At 43.7% G+C, this 15,347-nt stretch carries 20 protein-coding genes; 6 read left to right on the forward strand and 14 right to left on the reverse strand.

Annotation, left to right across the window (positions count from 1 at the left end):
- Nucleotides 1-20 precede the first annotated feature (20 nt).
- The 3 genes from CS921_RS15860 to CS921_RS05810 form a co-directional block, all read right to left on the reverse strand.
- Entirely contained in the window at nucleotides 21-245 is a 225-nt protein-coding gene (locus CS921_RS15860; RefSeq protein ID WP_420843739.1) for a type II toxin-antitoxin system Phd/YefM family antitoxin, read from the reverse strand.
- Between the two features lie 157 nt (nucleotides 246-402).
- Nucleotides 403-1,362: a mannose-6-phosphate isomerase, class I gene (manA, locus tag CS921_RS05805; protein WP_099222117.1), complete on the reverse strand. Its 960-nt coding sequence runs from the start codon at nucleotides 1,360-1,362 to the stop codon at nucleotides 403-405.
- A 73-nt stretch (nucleotides 1,363-1,435) separates the two neighbouring features.
- A complete protein-coding gene (locus CS921_RS05810; RefSeq protein WP_099222118.1) occupies nucleotides 1,436-2,167 on the reverse strand; it encodes an NADPH-dependent oxidoreductase in 732 nt (243 codons plus the stop codon).
- Nucleotides 2,168-2,309: 142 nt separating this feature from the next.
- On the opposite strand from CS921_RS05810, the gene CS921_RS05815 reads away from it, so the two are divergent.
- Nucleotides 2,310-2,549, forward strand: a complete 240-nt coding sequence (locus CS921_RS05815) for a helix-turn-helix domain-containing protein (protein ID WP_099222119.1) — start codon at nucleotides 2,310-2,312, stop codon at nucleotides 2,547-2,549.
- 494 nt (nucleotides 2,550-3,043) lie between these two features.
- Nucleotides 3,044-4,024 carry an aldo/keto reductase gene (locus CS921_RS05820; RefSeq protein WP_099222120.1) on the forward strand — a complete coding sequence of 327 codons (981 nt, stop codon included), beginning with the start codon at nucleotides 3,044-3,046 and terminating at the stop codon, nucleotides 4,022-4,024.
- A 47-nt stretch (nucleotides 4,025-4,071) separates the two neighbouring features.
- Here CS921_RS05820 and CS921_RS05825 read toward each other — a convergent pair whose 3' ends face one another.
- The 3 genes from CS921_RS05825 to CS921_RS05835 are packed head-to-tail and all read right to left on the reverse strand — an operon-like array spanning nucleotide 4,072 to nucleotide 6,469.
- Entirely contained in the window at nucleotides 4,072-4,239 is a 168-nt protein-coding gene (locus tag CS921_RS05825) for a FeoB-associated Cys-rich membrane protein (RefSeq protein ID WP_099222121.1), read from the reverse strand.
- A gap of 15 nt (nucleotides 4,240-4,254) precedes the next feature.
- Entirely contained in the window at nucleotides 4,255-6,246 is a 1,992-nt protein-coding gene (feoB, locus tag CS921_RS05830) for a ferrous iron transport protein B (protein ID WP_099222122.1), read from the reverse strand.
- Nucleotides 6,239-6,469, reverse strand: coding sequence for a FeoA family protein (locus CS921_RS05835; RefSeq protein WP_099222123.1), 231 nt, complete (start codon nucleotides 6,467-6,469; stop codon nucleotides 6,239-6,241). Before CS921_RS05835 ends, feoB begins: the two co-directional genes overlap by 8 nt.
- 301 nt (nucleotides 6,470-6,770) lie before the next feature.
- Between CS921_RS05835 and pta the strand changes: the two genes are divergently transcribed.
- Nucleotides 6,771-7,748, forward strand: coding sequence for a phosphate acetyltransferase (gene pta, locus CS921_RS05840; RefSeq protein ID WP_099222124.1), 978 nt, complete (start codon nucleotides 6,771-6,773; stop codon nucleotides 7,746-7,748).
- A 173-nt stretch (nucleotides 7,749-7,921) separates the two neighbouring features.
- Here pta and CS921_RS05845 read toward each other — a convergent pair whose 3' ends face one another.
- A complete protein-coding gene (locus CS921_RS05845) occupies nucleotides 7,922-8,362 on the reverse strand; it encodes a YolD-like family protein (RefSeq protein WP_099222125.1) in 441 nt (146 codons plus the stop codon).
- A gap of 172 nt (nucleotides 8,363-8,534) precedes the next feature.
- Nucleotides 8,535-9,044 carry a dihydrofolate reductase family protein gene (locus tag CS921_RS05850; protein WP_099222126.1) on the reverse strand — a complete coding sequence of 170 codons (510 nt, stop codon included), beginning with the start codon at nucleotides 9,042-9,044 and terminating at the stop codon, nucleotides 8,535-8,537.
- An 80-nt stretch (nucleotides 9,045-9,124) separates the two neighbouring features.
- On the opposite strand from CS921_RS05850, the gene CS921_RS05855 reads away from it, so the two are divergent.
- Nucleotides 9,125-9,607 carry a hypothetical protein gene (locus tag CS921_RS05855; RefSeq protein WP_099222127.1) on the forward strand — a complete coding sequence of 161 codons (483 nt, stop codon included), beginning with the start codon at nucleotides 9,125-9,127 and terminating at the stop codon, nucleotides 9,605-9,607.
- Between the two features lie 369 nt (nucleotides 9,608-9,976).
- The gene (locus tag CS921_RS05860; RefSeq protein ID WP_099222128.1) at nucleotides 9,977-10,504 is read left to right on the forward strand and encodes a hypothetical protein; all 528 of its coding nucleotides are present in this window, start codon (nucleotides 9,977-9,979) and stop codon (nucleotides 10,502-10,504) included.
- 83 nt (nucleotides 10,505-10,587) lie between these two features.
- Here CS921_RS05860 and CS921_RS05865 read toward each other — a convergent pair whose 3' ends face one another.
- The 6 genes from CS921_RS05865 to pdxS all read right to left on the reverse strand — a co-directional run bounded on the left by CS921_RS05865 (nucleotide 10,588) and on the right by pdxS (nucleotide 13,760).
- Nucleotides 10,588-10,977: a hypothetical protein gene (locus tag CS921_RS05865; RefSeq protein WP_099222129.1), complete on the reverse strand. Its 390-nt coding sequence runs from the start codon at nucleotides 10,975-10,977 to the stop codon at nucleotides 10,588-10,590.
- Nucleotides 10,978-11,118: 141 nt separating this feature from the next.
- Nucleotides 11,119-11,508, reverse strand: a complete 390-nt coding sequence (locus CS921_RS05870; protein WP_099222130.1) for a hypothetical protein — start codon at nucleotides 11,506-11,508, stop codon at nucleotides 11,119-11,121.
- Nucleotides 11,509-11,576: 68 nt separating this feature from the next.
- Complete coding sequence (locus CS921_RS05875; protein ID WP_099222131.1) at nucleotides 11,577-11,987, reverse strand: hypothetical protein; 411 nt, start codon at nucleotides 11,985-11,987, stop codon at nucleotides 11,577-11,579.
- Nucleotides 11,984-12,193 carry a helix-turn-helix transcriptional regulator gene (locus CS921_RS05880; RefSeq protein WP_205527769.1) on the reverse strand — a complete coding sequence of 70 codons (210 nt, stop codon included), beginning with the start codon at nucleotides 12,191-12,193 and terminating at the stop codon, nucleotides 11,984-11,986. The genes CS921_RS05875 and CS921_RS05880 overlap by 4 nt, the downstream gene beginning before the upstream one ends.
- A 114-nt stretch (nucleotides 12,194-12,307) precedes the next feature.
- Nucleotides 12,308-12,871, reverse strand: coding sequence for a pyridoxal 5'-phosphate synthase glutaminase subunit PdxT (pdxT, locus tag CS921_RS05885; RefSeq protein ID WP_099222132.1), 564 nt, complete (start codon nucleotides 12,869-12,871; stop codon nucleotides 12,308-12,310).
- Between the two features lies 1 nt (nucleotide 12,872).
- Nucleotides 12,873-13,760 (reverse strand): pyridoxal 5'-phosphate synthase lyase subunit PdxS, encoded by an 888-nt coding sequence (gene pdxS, locus CS921_RS05890; protein ID WP_099222133.1) that lies wholly within the window; start codon nucleotides 13,758-13,760, stop codon nucleotides 12,873-12,875.
- Nucleotides 13,761-13,884: 124 nt separating this feature from the next.
- On the opposite strand from pdxS, the gene CS921_RS05895 reads away from it, so the two are divergent.
- Nucleotides 13,885-15,321, forward strand: coding sequence for an aminotransferase-like domain-containing protein (locus CS921_RS05895; protein WP_099222134.1), 1,437 nt, complete (start codon nucleotides 13,885-13,887; stop codon nucleotides 15,319-15,321).
- The last annotated feature ends 26 nt before the right edge of the window (nucleotides 15,322-15,347 follow it).

The raw sequence follows: 15,347 nt of genomic DNA on the forward strand, positions 1-15,347 counted from the left end.
TCACTCTCAGTATATTTTCCTTACTCGAGCTGCTTCTTAGATTCCATCAAACGACTGTAGTTGGCTTGGTTACTAAGCAAATATAAGTTTTCTCGCATGTTATCATACTCATCTTGCGCGATTAATACAGCATTTTCGTTATTTTTTCGAGAAATAATAATCGACTCGCGATCTTCATTGGCTTTATCCATGAATTTTTCAGAGCTTGTCGTAATTCTGAATAAGTGACAACAGTCATAATCCATCACCTCTTAATTATATTGTACAATAAAGTAACTTTCTAATTTTCTTTGATCATATATTATAAAAAGCGAACCAAAAATCATGTAAAATTCACTCTGTAAAAATGAATCCTTAACTTGATTTTCGGTTCGCTTATTTTTATAGATGAAAGCTTTTCACTTAAGCTTCTTTAGGCGGATTAGAAGTGATCGCCGTCACGTTTCCGTCAATCGTGAAAGTAGCGATTGTATTTGGAATCAGGAAGTGATCGCCTTTTTTGATGGTTTCTTGCGTGTCACCGGCAGTTAGGACCGCTTCGCCATCTAAAATGCTGACCAGTGTATAACTAGCCTCTTGCTCGAAGGAAGCTTTGCCGTCAACTTCCCATTTATCCACACGGAAGAAATCATTATCCACAAAAGTCGTGACGGTTACACCGGCCAATTTTTGAATGGCAGGCTCAGCTTTGGCATCTGTATGCGGATAGTTTGTCACTTCGATCGCCTTGTCGAGATGCAGCTCCCGTTTATTGCCGTCCGCATCTGTCCGGTCATAATCATAAACCCGATAAGTCGTATCACTGCTTTGCTGCGTTTCAAGAACCAGCGTGCCCGTTCCAAGAGCATGGATGGTTCCGCTTGGCACATAGTAGAACTCGCCCGGCTTGATCGCCACTTTGCGTAAAAGAGCGTCCCATTTGCCCGCTTCTGCCAGTTCACGGAATTCTTCTTTTGAGTGGGCATTATGACCATAAATCAGTTCAGCACCAGGCTCGCAGTCAATGATATACCAGCATTCCGTTTTGCCAAGTTCGCCATTTTCATGGACTTTGGCATACGCATCATCCGGGTGAACTTGAACGGAAAGATCCGTATTGGCATCCAGAATTTTTGTTAAAAGTGGAAAAACATCTTGTTTTGGATGGCCGAATAAAGCCGGTTCCTCTTTCCAAAGCTCGATCAGTGTCTTTCCTTGATAAGCGCCATTTTTGACCACAGAAGGGCCGTGGGGATGCGCAGAAATTGCCCAGTCTTCGCCGGTATGATCTGAGGGAATATCATAGCCGAAATAAGTCTTCATTTTTGTACCGCCCCAAATGCGATCCTGAAACACAGGTTTGAAAAATAATGCTTCGTTCATCGTTCTCCTCCAGTTTCCTTTTGCTAAAGTAGTTTTATCCAAGTAAAAGTATATACTAACATGAAATGAAAAGCTACCGATTACCGCCTAAATATCCCTGCTTTTTGAGCGCTTCCGTAATGCCCGCATAGTAGGGCTGGTCATAAGATTTGGCAATTCGTTCCGTATAGCCGATACTGCCTTCCCGTTTTGAAAAAGGAATGATCTCCTCGTCGTATTTTTCAAGCAGCGGCCAAGTATCCGTCTTGTAAGTTTCCTCAAAGTAGACCGCTTCTTTTGGAAGACGCGGCTTCACAGGCGGATCGACCTCTGGATATCCCACACAAAGTCCGACTACAGGAAACACAAATTCCGGCAGTGCCAGAAATTCCGAAACAGCCGCGAGCTCCCGCCTGATCCCGCCGATGCAGACCGTGCCGAGCCCCAGACTTTCCGCAGCCAGAATCGCATTTTGACAAGCGAGCCCGACATCTGTTGCCGCTACCAGTAACAGATCCGGCTCCGTTTTAGCCCCAAAGCTTTTGCCATAGTGCTTGCTTGCCACGTCGACCCGATAAAAATCAGCCACAAAAACAAGAAAAACGGAACATTCCGCCACATAAGGATTGCCAGTCAATTCCGCCAATTTTTGCTTACGTTCCGGCTCCTTAATGCCAATCATCGAATACTGCTGACCGTTAATCCACGAGGGTGCACATTGAGCCGCCCGGATAATCGCGTTCAGTTGTTCTTCTGGAATCGTTTTACCCGCCTGATATTGACGAATAGAGCGATGCTGATGGATTTGATCAATAATAGGATTCAAGATAATTCCTCCTCTAAGCATGATACATTCAGTATAGCGTTTTTTTGATTCTTTGTTAACGACTGAAAGGAAAATTTTAAGGATACCGCTTGAATTTATCCGCAGAATTCCCTAAACTTAAAAAGGTAAGGGGGCATGCAGAGTGGGAAAGAATAAGCAACAGGAAGATTTTCGATGGTTAGAAGAAAATTTTTTCACATCAGAAGAAACCTCGCAGATTTTGGGGATTTCCAAGCAGGCCTTGGCATCACTCGTCAAACGAAACAAAATGCCTTGCGTGAAAAAAGGAAAAACCATGCTCTTCCACCGTTTAGATATCGAAAAACGAATGTCCGAACAAATGCAACTGCGCGACAAGTACCGACCGTATGAGCGATTTTGAGTACATAAAACAAAGATTTTTACAAGAACAGGAAAAAACATGAATAAATTTCATAAGAAAGAAATTGAAAAGTGCATCATGTAAGCAATAGATGGCAAAGTTTCTCCTAATTTGCCTGATGTCATCTACTCATTAGGATGAGATGCAAAGAATGAAGCGGAATATTCATACGCGTTTCATATGTTGATTTTATTAGCCAAACATCCATCTGTATGTGTCATCTCTGATATGATCAGGGCTTTCTATCAAGGGCAATTGGATAGGAAAAGTGTAGAACCTATCCTCCGAAAATCTTATAGAATAGCGGAAAATGAAGAGTGTGCAAAAATACAAGATGCCATTGATGATATTCAAGTTACATTAAAATGGCAGATTATTCTATGAGCCTTCTTGATGGACGATAGGCCATTTTACTCTTCCAACAAAAACTCCCACTTGACATAGACCTAACTCCAAGTGCTACAGTAAAATCAGCAACAGAAAGGAGCATGAGGATGGAATATACAAAACTTGGCCGTACCGGACTGGATGTTTCGCGAATCTGCTTAGGATCAATGAGCTTTGGCGATTCGAGCAATTGGATTCACAAGTGGCTCTTGAATGAGGAAGAAAGCCGCCCAATCATCAAACGGGCACTTGAACTGGGGATCAACTTTTTTGACACGGCAAATGTCTATTCATTGGGAAAAAGTGAAGAGATTCTTGGTAGCGCTTTAAAAGATTATGCCGACCGCGATCAGATTGTGCTGGCAACGAAAGTTCAGGGGAAAATGTTTGACGGACCGAATGGCTCGGGACTTTCTAAAAAGGCAATCCACGCACAAATCGATCATAGCCTGCGCCGACTACAAACGGACTATGTCGATCTGTATATCATTCACCGCTGGGATTATAACACACCGATCGAAGAAACGATGGAGGCCCTACATGAAATCGTCAAGGCGGGTAAAGTTCGCTATATTGGTGCTTCTGCCATGTACGCTTGGCAATTTCAGAAGGCTCAGCATATTGCTGAACAGCGCGGCTGGACAAAATTTGTTTCCATGCAAAACCATCTGAATCTGATTTACCGGGAAGAAGAACGGGAAATGCTTCCTTACTGCGGGGAAACGGGCGTAGCGATTACGCCATACAGTCCGCTTGCTTCCGGTCGGCTCACAAGAGAGGCTTCTGCCCATACGAAGCGATCGGATACAGATGAAATCGCGCGTTCCAAATACGACCAGACGGCAGACAAGGATCAGCTCATCATCGAAAGAGTGGCCGAACTTGCAGCGAGATATGAAGTCAGCCGCGTTCATGTGGCACTTGCCTGGCTACTTCAAAAACAGCAAGTGGCAGCACCCATCGTTGGCGCCACAAAACTTTCACATGTAGAGACAGCCGCGGATGCCGTACATTTTAAACTAACGGCCGCAGATGTCGCCTATCTGGAAGAACCCTATATCCCGCACAACATCGTCGGCTTCGCATAAAAAAACAGCCAGCAATTCGCTTGAACGGCGATCTTGCTGGCTGCTTTTTATTTTAAATGATCGGGAAGATGTGTTTCAGACTCACATTCGCAAATTTTTTCCAACTCGCAGGAAGCGCATTTGCCTGCTTTACTACGCTTGAAGAAACGAACCAGCGCATAAAACGTGTAACCGAAAATCAGCACGGCTAAAACGATATTGACAATCAGACTCATACAAATTCCTCCATTCTATGTAAATAAACTGCCGATCTGGTAAACACAAAAAACGAGTACATACGCCGTTACAAGCGGATAAATGACCGAGAAAGCCGTCCACTTCCATGAAGTCGTTTCCTTTCTGATCGCCGCGACGGTTGCCAGACAAGGAATATACAGCAGAATGAACAACATGAAACAATAAGCCGAAAGCGGTGTATAATGCGTGGAAAGAAGCGCCCCAAGCCCGTCCTCACTCACTGAATAAATGATCGCCATTGTCGAAACGACGACTTCTTTGGCCAGAAACCCAGGGATTAGAGTGGCCCCAGCCTGCCAAGTTCCAAAGCCGAGCGGTGCCAAAATAGGGGCAATAAAGCCGCCAATAATCGCTAGAAAACTTTCGCCCATCGGCACGTCAAATCCAGTTGGTCCCGCATAGTTGAGCAGCCAGATAATGACCGAACCGGCAAAAATAAAGGTACCTGCTTTTTTCAGGAAGCCTTTCCCTTTTTCCCATGTGCTGCGCCACAACGTTCTGGCAGAAGGCACGCGGTAGGGAGGCAGCTCGACAACAAAAACCGAATTGTCATTTTTGAGCAGCGTTTTGGAGAGGATTTTGGTCACAACGAGTGCGAGTACGATCCCAAGCACATAGAGTGACAATACGACAAGCGCCTGATACTGCTCGAAGAAAACGCCGACAAACAGCGCATAAACTGGCAGCCGAGCCGAGCAGGACATAAAAGGGGTCACGAGAATGGTTAGCATTCGTTCCTTGGATTCTTCGATCGAACGCGCCGCCATGATGCCCGGCACATTACAACCAAAACCAATGATCATCGGAATAAAGGCCTTGCCGTTTAGCCCGAACATTTCCATCACGCGGTCCATCACGACAGCAATCCGTGCCATATAGCCGGAATCTTCCAGCACCGAAATAAAGAAGAAAATAACGAGAATCTGCGGTACGAAAACAAGCACACCGCCAACACCGGCAATAATTCCCTGTGTGATCAGGTCGATTAGAAACTGCGTGGTCCCAATCGCCGTCAGCCCATTTGTGACCCAGTCCGTCAGTGTCCCACCAATAAATCCGTCAAGCAGATCCGAAAGCGGGGCGCCCACCCAGGTGAATGTTATCTGAAAAATCAGCCACATGATGCCGAGAAAGATCGGAATACCCAACCATTTGTGCGTCAAGACCCGGTCCAATTTATCTGAAAGCGGCACATTGGCCGAACGTGTATATTCGACTGAGCCGAGACAAACATCTTGAATATAATCTTCGCGAATCTTATTTAAGTGCTGTTCAATCGGGACATCCAGCTGATCCTGCGCCGATTGGGTAATTGTAGCGGCTGCATCCAGCTTGCCATGTTCTGCAAAAAATTCCTGCGCCACAGGGTTCCCGGCAAGAAGTTGAACCGCCAGCCAGCGCGCCCGCTTTTTGGCAATCAGTCCAGCCGCCAGCTCACTTAACTCACCGATGGCCGCCTCGACAGGTGCCCCGTATGGCAAAACGAGTGGTCGAGCCGGTGCTACCGTCTTGTCCGACAAAGCCGCCAGAATGTCATCCGTTCCTTTTCCTGAGCGGGCGATGATGGGCAGAATGGGCGTGCGAAGCTTTCTTGCGAGTGAAGGAATATCAAGTTTGATGCCACGGGAACCAGCCACGTCGACCATGTTCAGCCCCATGAGCATCGGCGCCCCGAATTCGAGCAGCTCAACCGTCAATTTTAAATTCCGTTCAATCTGAGATGCATCCACAATGTTCAGCATTGAGTCGAAGGAATCTTCCAATAAAAAACGCGTGACAACCGTTTCATCACGTGAAATTGGATTAAGATCGTAAATGCCCGGCAAGTCGATCAATTTACCCGCCTTGGAACGAAGCGTCCCGATTTTCTTCTCGACCGTGACGCCACTCCAGTTGCCAACATATTCATAAGATCCCGTCAAAGCGTTGAAAAGAGAAGTTTTTCCCGTATTAGGATTTCCCAACAAGCAAAACGTTTTATCCATTCATCTCCACCCTTATCTGGCAAGCATCGCAGTTACGAATGCTGATATACTGCCCCTTTGTTTCAAATGTGCAAGGTCCGCCGAATGCCCCTTTTTGTTTGACACAGATTTCACAACCCTCGTCACACCCTAGTGAACGAAGGCGACGTTGCAACATTTTACTTGCAAGGTTCAATTCGGTAATTTTGACCCGGTCTCCAATGGCCGTTTCATTCAGTTTCATCAGCTGCGCCTCCTTTTATAAAAGACTGACTATGAGAATCATTATCATTTGTTATGTTTATTTTATCACGAACGATCCATAATATGAAGTTTTTTTTGAAAAAAAGTTGTTTGCGTGAGTAATACAGTTTGAAAAACGCTTTTGAATAGAGGACAAAGAAAAAAGTCACAAACTTCACTTAGCTGTAATGATACAGCTGAAGCCTTCCAATTTCTGTTTTTATCCGTGTTTTTTCCCTGTTATCTTTGTGAAAACTATAGTATGATAATGAGTGGGAATAAAGAGTAATGGAGGAAATCAAATGAGCGACTTATTTACATCTATTAAAGAGCAAGTTTCTGGCAAAGGTGTTCGAATCGTATTGCCAGAAGGAAAGGACGAACGTATCGTTGGCGCTGCAGCACGTTTAGCCGCAGAAAAAGTCATCGTTCCAGTACTTCTTGGTGAAGAAGCTGAAATTGCCCAAGCGGCAGAAAAAGCAGGCGTATCTGTAGAAGGAATCGAAATCCACAATCCTGCCGGCGATCCATTGTTTGACGAATTGGTAGCAGCATTTGTAGAACGCCGTAAAGGCAAAGCAACCGAAGAAGATGCACGTAAAATGCTGGTTGATCCGAACTATTTCGGCACAATGCTTGTTTTCACAGGCAAAGCAGACGGCCTTGTCAGCGGTGCGATTCATTCAACAGGCGACACAGTTCGTCCGGCCTTGCAAATTATCAAAACAAAACCAGGCGTATCAAAAGTAGCTGGCGCAATGATCATGGTTCGTGACGCGGAACGTTATCTGTTCAGCGATGTTGCAATCAATATTGCCCCAACAGCAGCCGACTTGGCAGAAAATGCGGTCGTCAGTGCTGAAACGGCTCAAATTTTTGGTATCGATCCGCGTGTAGCCATGCTCAGCTTTTCCACAAAAGGCTCTGCAAAATCCGAAGAAACAGAAAAAGTAGTCGAAGCAACAGCACTGGCAAAAGAAAAAGCGCCAGAACTGACACTTGACGGCGAATTCCAATTTGACGCAGCATTCGTTCCATCCGTAGCCGCTCAAAAAGCACCAGGCTCGGTATTAAAAGGCGATGCGAACGTATTCATCTTCCCAAGCCTTGAAGCCGGCAACATTGGCTACAAAATTGCGCAACGCTTAGGAAACTTTGAAGCTGTCGGTCCAATCCTGCAAGGCTTAAACGCCCCTGTAAACGATCTGTCCCGCGGCTGCAACACAGAAGATGTGTACAACTTAGCGCTCATCACTGCGGCACAAGCAGTAAGTGAATAAGTAAAAAAGTAGCAGAAAGTCGTGTATGACTTTTTGGTGTTTTGAGACTGTTGACCGATTGCAGGTTGACAGTCTTTTTTTATGTTTACGTGTATTTTTGAGGAAAAGATGAAAATATTGTATCGTGAGCTCTCAGGATTAGAAAACGTTTGTAAGTGTTTAATAGCTTGTTTTTACTGAGAATCGACGTTTAGAATATCCGAAAAATAATAGGTATAAATTTCCCCACCTTGCCCCTCAAATCGAATTTTTTGCCCCGAATAATCAAACGAAATCGGGACAAGCGATTCATATACGGCGATGACTCCTTTGTCATCGTACCGCGTAAAATCATAGATATTTTTCGGTCTATAGTCTGTTTGCTCAAATACTTCAATCCGAACGGCTTTATGATGACTTTTCGCATCATTTAAAGTAAACATGAAGTCCTGCATAGCTTGTTCATCAGGAAAAGGGCGATCGACAAGCTCACGCAATTCCTCCGTTAATTTTTGCTGGTCGGTATGCTCACTTAGAATAAATCCTTGAAATTTTAACATACCTCGATCTTGATAAAGCATACCGCCTAATTTCGTTTCTGAAAAATCAAGATGCGAATAATGATCTTCATTCATCGCAATCACTCCTTGAAATCATTATACGAACACACGTTCTTTTTCTCAATAGGTCATTGGATTCAATTAGGATGTTGGCAAGAGAATACACAAAAAAAGATCTATTCGCTTTGGATAGATCTTTTTTTGCGTCTGTAATAGCAATAGGTGGCTTATAGTAAATAGCAACCAATCATTTTTCAAGCACCAGTTCAGCAAATGGACCGTACTGATGGATTTCTTTGAGCGTAAATCGTTTGAAAGCTTCCTTTTGTGTAAATAGCGGAACCCCGTCGCCCAGTAAAACAGGGGCAAATTGAAGCACCAGCTGATCGACAAGGTCAAGATCGAGCAGTGGAGCCAGAATCTGATTGCCGCCAACAATCCAGATATTTTTATCTGCCGGAAGACTGCGCACAAATGAAACGACATCTCCGGAGACGGGGGTAAATAAATCGGAAGAGAGTGCCTGCTGATGTGTGAAGACGTAGTTTTTCGTGCCGCCATAGAAGTCGGCTAAATTTTCAAGATCGGCAATTTCATCGAATGTTTTTTTGCCCATAATGGTAATGTCCATTTGTGCATAAAAAGCATCGTAGCTAGTTTCTTCAGGGGAGCCAGTTTCATACAGCCAGTCCAGCTGATGATTTTTATCCGCCAAGTACCCGTCGAGCGTGATACAACCATAGAAATAAATACTCATTTTCGTCCTCCTTTCAAATTGCGTTGTGAAAGGTATTATAGCATAATAGAGGCTGAGAAATAACTCTGGAAGGTGCCGCGATGAATTTAAAAGAACTAGAACAAACCCAAGAAATGCAAGAATTTATAAATAAAGTAAAGCCTTTCTTAGATAGTGAACTTTTATTTGGAAAATCTTTCATGGTTTATTATGTAAAGAAAAGATATGAAGATTACCTGATGATCATGGATAAGCCAACACAAAGCGAGCAGGAGATGGCGGAGTGGCTGTACCAATTTTTAGTGGCACAAAGCGAGCTAGCTTTTCGCTACGCAATTGAACGAGAGAAACTGAGTCAAAGAATTCATGCCGAGGAGCAAAAAAAGCACCCTGAGGACAACATTGAGGTGCTAGGAGTGCCTGTTGAAACACTTTATTTACACTTGATTGACCTAGCAATTTTGAATGAAAATGAAGCCAATCTGACAAAATATTTTAAGCGCGTCAAAATTCCCAATGCCGCAACGTTTAGCAAGGAAATTCAAACAATTTATCGCGAAGTGTTGGAGCGAATGACGAGATGAGAAGCGGAAAATTGAAAGATGTGAATGTATGAGGGGTTTTATCTGACTGGTTTAGTTAGTTGTAGGAATAATTTTAACGAAGTCTGTCACTAATTCTGGCAGATTTTTTATTTGAAATTTATTTAATTTGATGTGTAACTATAAAATTTCTGTCTGATAGCATTCTATTTATTCTACTAAGTTGAGGTTCAAAAAAATAGAAATCTTAATTAATGAACAAAAAATACGCAATCAGAAGTTGCTTTTAGTTTTCATTGAGACAAAAATGAATCTAAATATAACAATTTAATGAATTATCTAAAAACAATATCGAAAAGAAAGCGCTATCATAATATAATAAGTTATCTAAAAAAAGGAGATGAAAATGATATGTTAAAGAAAAAACAAAAAAGGATAGCTATGATTGTAGTCATGGTAGCAACACTTATTTTCATGCCCCTAGCCCCTTCAGCCACAGTTTTTGCAGATGAGTTACAAGCAGAGTCGAATGATGCGGAATTGATTGCATCGTTTGATTATGAAGTGGTAGACGACGAGATTGTTAGTGATGGTTATATTGCACCCTCCAGGCCTTTGTTGAAGAGTAATCAGACGACTAATGGTGGATCAACATATACTTTACAAACAAGAAAAGTAGTAAATATAAAATCCTATGGAACAGTTCATAATGCAGTTTTAGCAGCAGGATTATCATACGTATTTAAAGGTTTTACGATTGCCTCAACTTTAGCGGCAGGTATCGTGGGTTTTGCAGGTTCTTATAAATATATGCGTCAATCCATTTATAGTCGTAAAGATAAGAAATGGGTTTATTATAAAGTCATAAATGAGTTTTCAAATAATACATCAAATTTTAAAGGAGCAGTCACAACAAATTATTATAAAGTATCTCGTTAAAAGGGATTTGACTGAGTGAGCTAAATAGAATCAGAATACGGCTTTAGTATTTTTGCTGAATTCTGATTCTATTAATTTTTGACTTATTGGTCCTCTGAAATCATAAATGAGGTCAGTACGGCAACTATTACACCAAAAAAGGCAACTTCCAAAAGTGTATCAGTACTGATTTCGTAAATCCCCTTTGCATTTAAGATACCAATAATAATCGGTAATGAAAGTAAAATGGACATCCCAATATAAAATGAAAAACGATCTCTTCTTGCAAGATAGCGTTCATCTTTATGATGCGTTATTTTTACATTCGTAGTACGTACTCTAAAAGTGACAATGCTTACAATCACAATTCCCCAAAATAGATTTGTAACGGATAAAAAATCTGTTATTTTAGTAGCATGATTAAAGAGCCCCCCTACAAATGTTCCCCAACAAAACCAGAAAATACCTTGAAATGTACTGTAAAACCTCCTCATTTTTTGTTCACCCCTGAATAAAAATATGTTTTATGTTCGTTTGAAAATAGAGAGCAAGTTTAAACGTCAATTTAAGACTATATCTTCAGTACTCAATTAGAGAGGGCTAAAATGCCTGCGATAGATAATAGCTCTTCTTCTTTAATTCTTTTGATAAACATACATCCCTGACATATAAATAACGATAATAAAAGCTAACATTTTGACTAATGCAGTACTTTCTATTAAAGAAATACCAGATAAATTTGAAATAAAGATGGCAATAGGAACAAATATAAATAGCGCCATTAAAAAGTAAAATGAAAATCGGTCTCGTTTTGCCTTGTAGCGTTCATCTTCTTCATTTTTTTGCGCTCGTTTTTCAAGAATGCCTTTGAAGAAAGGACACAAAAATAGAAATACAATCACACTCGGAATCAGCACATACATATATTCTTTTAAAGCATTTTTTTGAAGAGATGAACCGCCCATCAAAAAACTTAAAGTCATTGCGTAGATAAAAATAAGCATATAAGGGATGTTTTTTCTCATTTTTCACTCACCTCTGAATAAAATATCGTCTATCTTCGTTTGAAAAGAGAGTAAGCTAACCAAAATTTTTATATACGATCTCGAAATTTTTTATAATCTAAACAAACGAAATAAATCACAGCCAGTAAGATTAGGATTGCACTAATCGTTTTGATAGATATCACTTCTATTTGAAAATAGCCAGCCACAATTAACCCTAACGGAACAAGAAAAGCAAGTGCACAAACAAATTGATAAGTAAACCTGTCACGCATAGCCCGGTAGCGCTCATCACGTTTGATTTTATCTGCCTGATGATTCTTTTTTAGCCGTTCTTTACTCCAAAAAATAGTCAGGATAACAGCTACAATAAAAAACAGACTTGTCATCAAAAGATTCGTAGTCAAAATTTCCCGCCCGTTTTTTAACGATAAAATCAAATCCGCGTATAAAAAAGCCGTAAAGCAGATAAAAATTCTTTTCAAGTAATATTTTCTCATTTTCCAGTCACCTCGGGGTAAAAAATATCTTCTATGTTTGTCTGAAAATAGAGCGCAATCTTAAAGGTCAATTCAAGGCTGGGATTATATTTACCGCGTTCGATCGCATTGATCGTCTGCCTCGAAACTTCCATGGCTTGGGCCAGGTCTCCCTGCGATAACTGGCGGGATTCGCGCAATTCTTTCAACCGGTTGGAGATTTTCATAAGCCACCTTCTTGTCAAGTTAACTTTACAAGCAGTATAAAATGAAATCGCTTTCCTGTCAAGGTAGCTTGACACAAAAAAGAGATGCGGACGAATCCAACATCTCTTTAAAATTCATAGACAATTCTTGATAAAAAATTCCATCAATCGTGCATCTCCCGTAAGCTCTGGATGAAAAGCCGTCACAAGGACATTGCCAGCGCGCAGAGCCACGATTTTTTCATCGACCTTTGCGAGAATTTCTGTTCCGGCACCGGCTTTTTCGATATAGGGCGCACGGATGAAAACCGCCCGAAACTTACCGCCAGACAGCCCCTCGATCGAGAGGTCCGCTTCAAAGCTTTCCTTCTGCCGCCCGAAGCCATTTCGCATCGCCTGATAATCTGCCAGATCGAGACTCTCCTCACCGCCTTCAATCGAGCGGGCGCTTAGAACCAGTCCGGCGCATGTGCCAAAGATGCCTTTTCCGGCTTGATGGAAGTCTTTGATCGGCTGAATAAACCCGTAGCGCTTCATCAGTTTGCGCATGGTCGTGCTCTCGCCGCCGGGGAGTATTAGCCCATCGATTGCCGCTAACTCTTCCGGATGCTTGATGATGACGGCCAGAGCGCCTGCTTGCCGGATCATTTCCAAGTGTTCGCTAATGGCGCCTTGCAGTCCTAACACACCAATCTTCATTTTACCAGCCCCGATCTTGCATCCGGTCTTCTGGTGCCAAATGGGAGATTTCAATGCCCTTCATGGCTGTGCCGAGTTCTTTCGACAGTTGGCCGATCAGTTCGTAGTCTGTATAATAGGTGGTCGCTTGGACGATGGCATTCGCAAATTTAGCCGGGTTGTCCGACTTGAAGATGCCGGAGCCGACAAAGACGCCGTCCGCGCCAAGTTCCATCATCAGTGCCGCATCAGCAGGAGTCGCAACGCCGCCAGCTGCAAAATTAACCACGGGCAGTTTGCCGAGTGCCTGCACTTCTTTTAGTAGTTCATAAGGAGCGCCTAAGTTTTTAGCCTCCGTCATCAGTTCTGCATCATCCATGTTTGTCACTTTGCGGATTTGACTGTTGACTTTACGCATATGGCGAACGGCTTCCACGATATTGCCGGTGCCTGGTTCGCCTTTTGTCCGAAGCATTGCCGCACCTTCACCAATCCGTCGCAGTGCTTCGCCAAGATCGCGGCAGCCGCACACGAATGGCACGGTAAATTCATTTTTCAACAAATGGAATTCATCATCAGCGGGGGTCAAAACTTCACTTTCATCAATATAATCAACGCCCATCGCTTCGAGGACACGGGCTTCTGTGATATGCCCAATCCGTGCTTTTGCCATGACCGGAATGGATACGGCATTCATTACTTCTTCCACAATTCGCGGATCGGCCATTCGAGCCACGCCACCAGCTGCCCGAATATCAGAAGGAACACGTTCAAGTGCCATCACCGCAACTGCCCCAGCCTCCTCTGCAATTTTTGCCTGTTCGGCATTTACGACATCCATTATGACGCCGCCTTTTTGCATTTGTGCCATCCCGCGTTTGACTCGTTCTGTACCAGTTGCTTTTTCCATTTTTCCTACCTCCAATAAAGTTGATTGTTGTTATTTGTTCTCTATGATATGCTAGGGGACAAAGAGAAGAAACGGCCAATTGGATGATTTTTAGACCATCCAATTTCGAGGAAGAGGTGTCAACATGTGGACGATGGAGAAAACGAAGGATTTGCCGCTGTATCAGCAAATTATGAAATTAGTCGAGGATAAAATTGAAAAAGGCCAATTGCTACCGGGCGAAAAACTCCCACCTGAACGAAAGTTGGCAGAGATGCTAGATGTCAACCGGTCGACGGTGGTGCGGGCTTTTGAGGAGCTGGCGGCACTGGGCATTGTGATTCGCAAAAGAGGCAGCGGAACGATTGTGAACGAAGAAAAATGGGGACAGATGGCCAGCCAAACGACCAACTGGCGGCATTATGTAACTAAAGCGGCCTTTCAGCAGGAAGTTCCGTACATCCGCTCAATCGGCGAACTAGGCAAGCGCTACCCGGATGAAGTCATCGATCTGGCAACTGGCGAGCTGCCCGTAGAGCTGGCGCCAAAGATCACGATGCCGCCTTTTTCCTGGCAGTCATTTCTAGAAGAGGAGGAGCGGGAGGATGCGCGCGGTTTCGAGCCGCTCAGACAGGTGATAACAGAGCAAATGCGGTGCCATTTAGGCATTGAAGCAAGCGGTGAAGAAGTGCTGATCACGTCCGGTGCCCAACAGGCGCTTTTTCTGATTACACAGTGTCTGCTTGAGCCGGGCGATGCGATTGCGATTGAAGCACCCTCCTATTTTTACTCCCTGTCGCTTTTCCAATCAGCCGGTCTGCGAATTTTCGCCCTGCCAATGAATGAATGCGGGATCGATCTGACGGAGCTGGAACAGTTGTACCGCAAGCACCGGATCAAAATGGTGTTCGTCAATCCCACCTTCCAAAATCCCACCGGTCAAGTGATGGCAGAACAAAAGCGGCGCGATTTTGTCACGTTATGCGCCCATCTCCAAATTCCAATTGTCGAAGATGACCCGTTTGGCCAGTTGACCTACGAGCTGCCTCATCAGCCGCCGACTTTAAAAAAATTAGGCGGTGAGAATGTCCTCTACATCGGCTCGCTTTCAAAAGTGATGGGCAGTACGACGCGGATTGGCTGGCTGGTCGGTCCGCCGGCAGTTACAAGACGGCTGGCACTGGCACGGCAGGAAATGGACTTTGGCCTGAGCATTTTTCCACAAGTACTCGCCCATCATGTACTCACTTCGACAAGCTTTGAAGCCCATCTGAAAACATTGCGGCAAACGCTTGAACAGAAGCGCGACTTGCTAGCAGCTGCCCTTAATCGAGCGGTTGGCTCCCAAATCGACTTTAAACTGCCACAGGGCGGCTTCCATCTTTGGATCAAGCTGCCGGCCTCCCTTGATCTAAAAGAATTCAATCGATTTCTTGAAAAAAAACTACTCGTCATGCCCGGCTTTTTGTTTGGCGTCCGAACGGCCCATCTTCGCCTCAGTTATGCTCGACTCGACCAGAAAAGCGCTGAAAAAGCCGCTCAAATTTTGGCAGACATCTTGGCAGCAGACGATTCCAAGTAGCTAAAACGGGTATGAAAGAAGGGGAG

This window comes from Listeria costaricensis, from assembly GCF_900183385.1.
GTDB lineage: Bacteria > Bacillota > Bacilli > Lactobacillales > Listeriaceae > Listeria > Listeria costaricensis.

Excerpts from the sequence above, each read along its gene's own strand:
- CS921_RS15860 (WP_420843739.1), bottom strand. The coding sequence starts at position 245 with ATGGATTATGACTGTTGTCACTTATTCAGAATTACGACAAGCTCTGAA.
- manA (WP_099222117.1), bottom strand. The coding sequence starts at position 1,362 with ATGAACGAAGCATTATTTTTCAAACCTGTGTTTCAGGATCGCATTTGG.
- CS921_RS05820 (WP_099222120.1), top strand. The coding sequence starts at position 3,044 with ATGGAATATACAAAACTTGGCCGTACCGGACTGGATGTTTCGCGAATC.
- CS921_RS05825 (WP_099222121.1), bottom strand. The coding sequence starts at position 4,239 with ATGAGTCTGATTGTCAATATCGTTTTAGCCGTGCTGATTTTCGGTTAC.
- feoB (WP_099222122.1), bottom strand. The coding sequence starts at position 6,246 with ATGGATAAAACGTTTTGCTTGTTGGGAAATCCTAATACGGGAAAAACT.
- CS921_RS05835 (WP_099222123.1), bottom strand. The coding sequence starts at position 6,469 with ATGAAACTGAATGAAACGGCCATTGGAGACCGGGTCAAAATTACCGAA.
- pta (WP_099222124.1), top strand. The coding sequence starts at position 6,771 with ATGAGCGACTTATTTACATCTATTAAAGAGCAAGTTTCTGGCAAAGGT.
- CS921_RS05845 (WP_099222125.1), bottom strand. The coding sequence starts at position 8,362 with ATGAATGAAGATCATTATTCGCATCTTGATTTTTCAGAAACGAAATTA.
- CS921_RS05850 (WP_099222126.1), bottom strand. The coding sequence starts at position 9,044 with ATGAGTATTTATTTCTATGGTTGTATCACGCTCGACGGGTACTTGGCG.
- CS921_RS05855 (WP_099222127.1), top strand. The coding sequence starts at position 9,125 with ATGAATTTAAAAGAACTAGAACAAACCCAAGAAATGCAAGAATTTATA.
- CS921_RS05860 (WP_099222128.1), top strand. The coding sequence starts at position 9,977 with ATGTTAAAGAAAAAACAAAAAAGGATAGCTATGATTGTAGTCATGGTA.
- CS921_RS05865 (WP_099222129.1), bottom strand. The coding sequence starts at position 10,977 with ATGAGGAGGTTTTACAGTACATTTCAAGGTATTTTCTGGTTTTGTTGG.
- CS921_RS05870 (WP_099222130.1), bottom strand. The coding sequence starts at position 11,508 with ATGAGAAAAAACATCCCTTATATGCTTATTTTTATCTACGCAATGACT.
- CS921_RS05875 (WP_099222131.1), bottom strand. The coding sequence starts at position 11,987 with ATGAGAAAATATTACTTGAAAAGAATTTTTATCTGCTTTACGGCTTTT.
- CS921_RS05880 (WP_205527769.1), bottom strand. The coding sequence starts at position 12,193 with ATGAAAATCTCCAACCGGTTGAAAGAATTGCGCGAATCCCGCCAGTTA.
- pdxT (WP_099222132.1), bottom strand. The coding sequence starts at position 12,871 with ATGAAGATTGGTGTGTTAGGACTGCAAGGCGCCATTAGCGAACACTTG.
- pdxS (WP_099222133.1), bottom strand. The coding sequence starts at position 13,760 with ATGGAAAAAGCAACTGGTACAGAACGAGTCAAACGCGGGATGGCACAA.
- CS921_RS05895 (WP_099222134.1), top strand. The coding sequence starts at position 13,885 with ATGTGGACGATGGAGAAAACGAAGGATTTGCCGCTGTATCAGCAAATT.